The 6,533-nt window shown below is 76.4% G+C and carries 8 protein-coding genes and 1 pseudogene; 1 reads left to right on the forward strand and 8 read right to left on the reverse strand.

The annotated features are described in order from the left end of the window. The first annotated feature begins 260 nt into the window (after positions 1–260). Positions 261–731, forward strand: a complete 471-nt coding sequence (locus tag H7K62_RS16680) for a VOC family protein (protein ID WP_222437743.1) — start codon at positions 261–263, stop codon at positions 729–731. A gap of 220 nt (positions 732–951) precedes the next feature. On the opposite strand, the gene H7K62_RS16685 is transcribed toward H7K62_RS16680, so the two are convergent. From H7K62_RS16685 to H7K62_RS16720, 8 genes and pseudogenes are all read right to left on the reverse strand, one after another. After that, positions 952–1,881, reverse strand: coding sequence for an RluA family pseudouridine synthase (locus tag H7K62_RS16685; RefSeq protein ID WP_186720435.1), 930 nt, complete (start codon positions 1,879–1,881; stop codon positions 952–954). Continuing rightward, entirely contained in the window at positions 1,874–2,485 is a 612-nt protein-coding gene (lspA, locus tag H7K62_RS16690; RefSeq protein ID WP_370591822.1) for a signal peptidase II, read from the reverse strand. Before lspA ends, H7K62_RS16685 begins: the two co-directional genes overlap by 8 nt. Before the next feature lie 41 nt (positions 2,486–2,526). After that, complete coding sequence (locus H7K62_RS16695) at positions 2,527–3,180, reverse strand: DivIVA domain-containing protein (RefSeq protein ID WP_186720437.1); 654 nt, start codon at positions 3,178–3,180, stop codon at positions 2,527–2,529. 142 nt (positions 3,181–3,322) lie between these two features. Continuing rightward, a complete protein-coding gene (locus H7K62_RS16700) occupies positions 3,323–3,622 on the reverse strand; it encodes a YggT family protein (protein WP_186720440.1) in 300 nt (99 codons plus the stop codon). A gap of 171 nt (positions 3,623–3,793) precedes the next feature. Continuing rightward, positions 3,794–4,273 carry a cell division protein SepF gene (locus H7K62_RS24175; RefSeq protein WP_186720442.1) on the reverse strand — a complete coding sequence of 160 codons (480 nt, stop codon included), beginning with the start codon at positions 4,271–4,273 and terminating at the stop codon, positions 3,794–3,796. 116 nt (positions 4,274–4,389) lie between these two features. After that, positions 4,390–5,172, reverse strand: coding sequence for a YggS family pyridoxal phosphate-dependent enzyme (locus tag H7K62_RS16710; RefSeq protein WP_370591823.1), 783 nt, complete (start codon positions 5,170–5,172; stop codon positions 4,390–4,392). Then, positions 5,165–5,974, reverse strand: coding sequence for a polyphenol oxidase family protein (locus H7K62_RS16715; protein ID WP_255480589.1), 810 nt, complete (start codon positions 5,972–5,974; stop codon positions 5,165–5,167). The genes H7K62_RS16710 and H7K62_RS16715 overlap by 8 nt, the downstream gene beginning before the upstream one ends. Before the next feature lie 58 nt (positions 5,975–6,032). Further along, a pseudogene (locus tag H7K62_RS16720) lies at positions 6,033–6,533 on the reverse strand (hypothetical protein); the annotation flags it as partial.

The raw sequence follows: 6,533 nt of genomic DNA on the forward strand, positions 1-6,533 counted from the left end.
GGTGCGGACGGCCTGGCGGCGGAGCGTGCGGGGCTGGACCCGCTCGCGCGGGGTGCGCCTGCTCGCCCTCACTGCGCCGGAGCCGTCCCCCGCCAGAAGCGGTGTTCTGAAGCAACCAGCACGCCCCCAGTCTCCTCCCGCGAGGCCGGTGCTGTCACCCACGGAGATCACTCCTGTTCGTGATCATGGGCTTCCCGCGCAGGACGACCGCGCCTGAGCTCCCGGTTGCGGTTCCGGGGAGCGGCGGCAGGCTGCGCGGCGTGAGCGAGAGCGAGACCCCTGCCGCTGCGGGCGCGGTGGCGCACCCCGAGGGGATCGGGCACGTGCGGCTGACCGTCACGGACGCCCGCAGGTCCAAGGCCTTCTACGGCTGGCTGCTCGGCGAGAACGCGCTGCGCACCGACTTCACGCACCTGTCGGGCGACCCGTCCGTCCGCGACGACCCGGACCGCGTCTACGGCGGCTGCAGCTTCACGGTCGGGCGCCAGGTGCTTGGCCTGCGGCCGGTGGCGCCCGCCGGGGACCGGTTCGACCCCGACCGGGTGGGCCTGGACCACCTGGCACTCACCGTCGGCTCGCGCGCCGAGCTGGAGGCGGCGGCGGAGCGACTGGCCGCCGCCGGTGTCGAGCACGGGGAGGTGACCGACCTGCCGGGCTTCCGCGTGACCATCCTGTCGGTGCAGGACCCGGACGGCATCAACCTCGAGCTGTCCGCGCCCCTGCAGCCCTGACCCCGGACCCGCGCCGCCCGAGCCCGTGGTCGCCACGACCGGTGAGCTCGCTGGGGAGCCTCACGCCCGGTGGGCAGGCTCACGTCCGGGTCTGCGCCCGGAAGCGGACGCCAGGCTGCCCACCGGACGCCAGGCTCCCCACCCGGCGCAGGGCCGCGCGAGCGGGACGTGGCGCTGGGGCGCGTGATCGTCGCGGGGAGGAGGCGGCGGGGGCGGGGCGTCAGGCGGGGTCGGCGAGGACGTCGAGGGCGCCCTGCAGGTCGGCCGGGTACTCGCTGCTGAAGGAGGTCCACTCCCCCGTCGCGGGGTGGTGGAACGCCAGGCCCTTGGCGTGCAGCCACTGCCGGGTCAGGCCCAGGCGCTGCGCGAGCGACGGGTCGGCGCCGTAGGTGAGGTCCCCGCAGCAGGGGTGGCGCAGGGCGCTCATGTGCACCCGGATCTGGTGGGTGCGCCCGGTCTCCAGGTGCACCTCGAGCAGCGTGGCGGCGCGGAACGCCTCGAGCGTCTCGTAGTGGGTGACCGACGGCTTGCCCTCGGCGGTGACGGCCCACTTCCAGTCCGAGGACGGGTGCCGGCCGATGGGCGCGTCGACGGTGCCGGAGGTCGGGTCGGGGTGGCCCTGGACGAGCGCGTGGTAGGTCTTCTCGACCGTCCGCTCGCGGAAGGCGTCCTTGAGCACGGAGTAGGCGTGCTCGCTCTTGGCCACCACCATGAGGCCGGACGTGCCGACGTCGAGGCGGTGCACCACGCCCTGGCGCTCGGCGGCACCGGAGGTGGAGATGCGGTAGCCCGCGGCGGCCAGCCCCCCGATGACGGTCGGGCCGGTCCACCCCGGGGAGGGGTGCGCGGCCACGCCGACGGGCTTGTCGACCACCACGAGGTCGTCGTCGTCGTGGACGACCCGCAGGCCGTCGACCGGCTCGGCGACCACCCGGGGAGCGGCCGGCGGGTCCGGCAGGGACACCTGCAGCCAGGCGCCGGCGCGCAGCCTCTCGGACTTGCCGACCACCGCACCGTCCAGCTCCACGCCACCGGCCTCGGCGACCTCGGCCACGCGCGAGCGCGACAGGCCCAGCAGGCGCGACAGGCCGGCGTCGAGCCGTTCGCCGTCGAGCCCGTCGGGGACGGGCAGGGAGCGGGTCTCAGGCACGTCCACCTCGACGGCGCGCGCCGGCGCGGCGCCCGTCGATCTCGATGCCGCGCAGCGCGAGGACCACGATGAGCGCGGCGGCGGTGCAGATCATGGAGTCGGCCACGTTGAAGACCGGCCAGTGCGGCAGCGCCAGGAAGTCGACCACGTGCCCGCGGGCGAACCCCGGGGCGCGCACGAGCCGGTCCACGAGGTTGCCGGTGGCCCCGGCCAGCAGCAGGCCCAGCGCGAGCGCCCAGGCCCGGCTGCCCAGCTTGCGGGAGACCCGCAGGACGGCGACGACGACGACGGCCGCGATGACCGTGAAGATCCAGGTGGCCCCGGTCGCGAAGGAGAACGCGGCACCGGGGTTGCGCAGCAGCACCAGCTGCAGCACGTCCCCGACGACCGGGACGGGCACGCCCGGGGTGAGCGCGGCCACGGCGAGCGCCTTGGTGACCTGGTCGGCGGCGAGGCCGACCAGGGCCACGGCCACGAGGAACCGGCGCAGGCGCCGGGCCCTGCGCTGGCGGGCGTGACCGAGCCCGTCCGTCCCCTCAGCGGGCACGGACGGGCTGGACCCGGTGGGCTCCGACGACACCGACGACACCGACGGCCCGCTCACGGGCGGGGTCGAGGCGGTGGGCCCCCCGGTGGACGGCTCGCTCAGCTAGCACCGCCACCGAAGGCGTAGCCCACGTCCTGGGCGGCCGGCGGGACCGGACGCCCGTTCTGGGCGCCCGCGCTGTTCCGGGTCTCGAGGTCGCGCAGCTGCGACTCGAGGTAGGACTTCATGCGGTTGCGGTAGTCCCGCTCGAAGATGCGCAGCTCGTCGATCTTGCGCTCGAGGAGCGAGCGCTCCTGCTCGAGGCTGCCGAGGGTCTGGCGGTGCTTCTCCTCGGCCTCGCGCACCAGGCGACCGGCGCGCTCCTTGGCCTCGCCGAGGATCTGGTCGCGCTGCTCCTCACCGGAGCGGACGAAGTCGTCGTGGAGCTTCTGGGCCAGCGCGAGCATGCCGGTGGCCGACTCCAGCGGCTGGCCGCCGCCCAGCACGGGCGCGGGCGCCGGGGCGGCCGCGACGGGGGCCGGGGCCACCTGCTGCGGGACGGGGCCCGTGGCACCGCCACCGCGGCTCAGGTCGGTCACGCGCCGCTCGCAGGCCGAGAGGCTCTGCTGCAGCTGCTCGTTCTCCGCCGTCAAGCGACGCAGCTCACCCACGACCTCGTCGAGGAAGTCGTCGACCTCGTCCTGGTCGTACCCCTCGCGGAACTTGGTGGGCTGGAACCGCTTGTTGACGACGTCCTCGGGCGTCAGCGCCATGTGGTCACCTCTTCGAGAGTCACCGCGGTGGCACGCACCGGGCCTGCTATCAGTCGCACGCCACCGTAGCCGACGGCACGCGCCGGTGCGGTCAGGAGCCGCACGCGGTGTGTTGCACCCCCCACGGGGAGGCCGGGCAGGCTCACGCGACCGAGCGCGCGGCGGTCTGCAGCAGGCTCATGAGCAGCGAGCAGCCCAGCGCCAGGATGATGAAGGCGAGGTCCAGCTGGATGCTGCCCAGGCGGATGGGCTTGACGACGCGCCGCAGCCCGCGCAGGGGCGGGTCGGTGACGGTGTAGACGGTCTCCGCGATGACCAGCACCGCGCCGCGCGGGCGCCAGTCGCGGGAGAAGACCTGCACCCACTCCAGCACCAGCCGACCGATCAGCAGCACGAAGAAGAGCAGCACGACGAGGTACAGCAGCTGGAAGAGCAGGCTCACCGGTCCATCATCCCCGACCCGGGGCACTGCCGGGGTCGCCCGCGGTCCCGGGCGCGTCCTCTTCGGCGCACCCGCGCGGTCACGCCGAAGAGGGGGCACCGCGGCAGCGGTGCCCCCTCGTGGCGGGCGGATGAGGGGCGCCTCGCCCGCCACCGCCGGTGAGCCGGCAGGTCAGGACTGGTTGAAGACCGCCTTGACCTGGCCGACCGGCTCACCGGTGACCTCGACGTGCGCCGGGGAGAGCAGGAAGACCTTGTTGGTGACGCGCTCGATGTTGCCGTGCAGGCCGAACACGAGCCCCGCGGAGAAGTCGACGAGGCGCTTGGCGTCGGCGTCGGACATGTCCGTCAGGTTCATGATCACCGGCACGCCGCCGCGGAAGCACTCACCGATGGCCTTGGCCTCGTTGTAGGTGCGGGGGTGGATCGTGGTGATGCGGCGCAGGTCCGCGACGGGCGCGGGGGTGAAGCGGGCCACCGAGCGGTCGCGCGTGATCGGCGTCACCTCGGCCCGGTACTCGGACTCGTCCACGGCCACCTCGTCCTCCACCTCGTCCCAGGCGTCGACGTCGAGGTCGCGCGGCTCGGCGTAGCGCGGGTCGTCCTCGCGCAGCCCCATCCACACCATCGACTTGTGCAGCGCTCCAGCCATGACCCGCTCCTCCTGTCCGTGCTCCGGCCGCCCGCCCCGGCGGTCGCTCGCGACACCGTGTGACCCGTTAGCCCCTTCGGGCTCTTGAGCCTCACTCGTCTCGCTAGTCACAGAAGTTACACGATGGGGGGCCGCGCGCCCAGCACGGCGCGTCCGACACGCACATGAGTGGCGCCGGCGTCCACGGCGGCCTCCAGGTCCCCGCTCATCCCCGCCGAGACCGCCACGGCCCCCGGGTGGTCCACCCGCACCCGCGCGGCCACCTGCGCCAGCCGCTCGAACGGGCCGCGCGGGTCCGCACCCGCCGGCGCCACGGCCATGACGCCCGCCAGCCGCAGCCCCTCCGCCGCCGCCACCGCGGCCGCCAGGTCGGCCACCTCGTGCGGCGCAGCGCCGCCGCGACCGGGGTCGCGCTCGTCGTCGTCGGCGAGGTCCACCTGCACGAGCACGTCCAGGACGTGGCCGGCCGGCCGGACCCCCTCCTCCAGGGCGCGCCGGTGGCCCCGCTGCAGGGCCGCGACGAGCCGCTCCCGGTCCACCGAGTGCACGACGTCGGCCCAGGCGGCCACCGCGGCAGCCTTCTTGGTCTGCACCTGCCCGACCTGGTGCCAGCGCAGACCCAGGTCGGCGCACGCCCGGGCCTTCTCCCCGGCCTCCGGCTCGCGGCTCTCCCCCACGTCCGTGGCGCCGCACCCGGCCAGCAGGCGCACGTCGGAGGCCGGGAAGGTCTTGGTCACCACCACCAGCCGCACCGACCCGGCGGGCCGGCCGGCGGCGGCCTCCGCGTCCGCCACCCGCCGGCGCACGTCGGCGAGGTTCGCCGCCAGCTCCCCCGCCCGGTGCTCGCCCGCCTGCCCGTCCGTCTGCTCGCCCGGCTGCTCGCCCGCCTGCTCAGCCACGTCCCTCGCTCCTCCACGCCAGCCCCGCCCACCGCGGCGCGGCCGGCCCCGAGCGGCGCACGGACCCCAGCGCCGCGTCCTCCACGGTGCACCCGCGCAGCTGCTCCGCCGCCACGCCGAGGTCCGCCAGCTGCTCCAGCACGCCGGCGGCCACGTCCAGGGCCGGGGTGCCCGTCCAGGTGCGGGACGCCGTCACGGGGTGGCGCGCGGCCACCTCCTCGCGCATCGCCGCCGGCACCTCGTAGCACCTGCCGCAGACCGAGGGCCCGAGCACCGCGACCGTCCGCGACGGCTCCGCCCCCACCTCGGCCATGAGCGCGACGGCGGCCCCCACCACCCCGGCGTCCATGCCGCGGCGCCCGGCGTGGGCCACCGCCACCACGCCGGCGACGGGGTCGGCCAGGAGCACGGGCACGCAGTCGGCCACGAGCACGGCCAGCGCCAGGCCCGGCACGTCGGTGACCAGGGCGTCCGCCTCCGGCGGCGGACCGTCCCAGGGGCCCCGCACCAGCGCGGCGGTGGCGCCGTGCACCTGCCGGGCCACCAGCAGCCGGTCGGGGCGCACGCCGACGTCGGCCGCCAGGCCGGCGCGGGCCGCTCGCGCGGCGGCGGCGTCCCCGCCGGTGTGGTCGGCCAGGTCCGGGCCGCCGGACAGCGCCCACGCCGCTCCGCCGGGCAGGGTGCGGCGCCACGTCGTCATCGACGGCGACGACGACGAGGGCGGCGGCGGAGCGCCGGCCGCTCCGCCGGGCGGGCTCGCGGACGTCCGGGAGCGTGCAGAGAGGTCGGGCGGGCTCGCCATGGGACGAGCCTGCCCGACCTCTGCTGCCGGCCGCCGCGCGGGGCGGCCGGGTGGATCGCTACTTCAGGAAGTCGGGGACGTCGAGGTCCTCCGGCTCGGAGCGGCCGTAGCGGGCGCGGGCGGGCTCGCGCTCCACCACGCCGTGGCTGCCGGTGTGCACGCCGTTGTGGCCGCCGTCGTACTGACCGGGCAGCTGGTTCGACGCGTAGGCGGGAGCCGGGGCGGGCTCGGCGCCCGGACCGTCGTCCAGGGCGCTGGGCGTGCCCTGCGGGCTGCGCCAGTCGCTGTAGCCGGCGTCGTACTGCTCGCCGTAGCCGTCACGGCCCTCGGCCTGCGGGGCCGGCTGCTGCTGGCGGACGGGCTGCTGCTCGCCGTACGGCGAGGGAGCGGCCGCGCGGGCGGGCTGCTGCCAGCTCGGGCGGTCGGCGGGGGCCACGGCCGGGGTCTGGCCGGTGCGGGGCCCCGCGGCGCGGGCCGGGGCGGCGACGGCCGGCTGCTGGCCGGTGCGCGGCGCGACCGGGCCGGCGGGGCCGGCGCCGAAGCCGCTGTGCGCCGGGCG

The sequence above is a fragment of the Quadrisphaera sp. RL12-1S genome (assembly GCF_014270065.1).
Classification (GTDB): domain Bacteria; phylum Actinomycetota; class Actinomycetes; order Actinomycetales; family Quadrisphaeraceae; genus Quadrisphaera.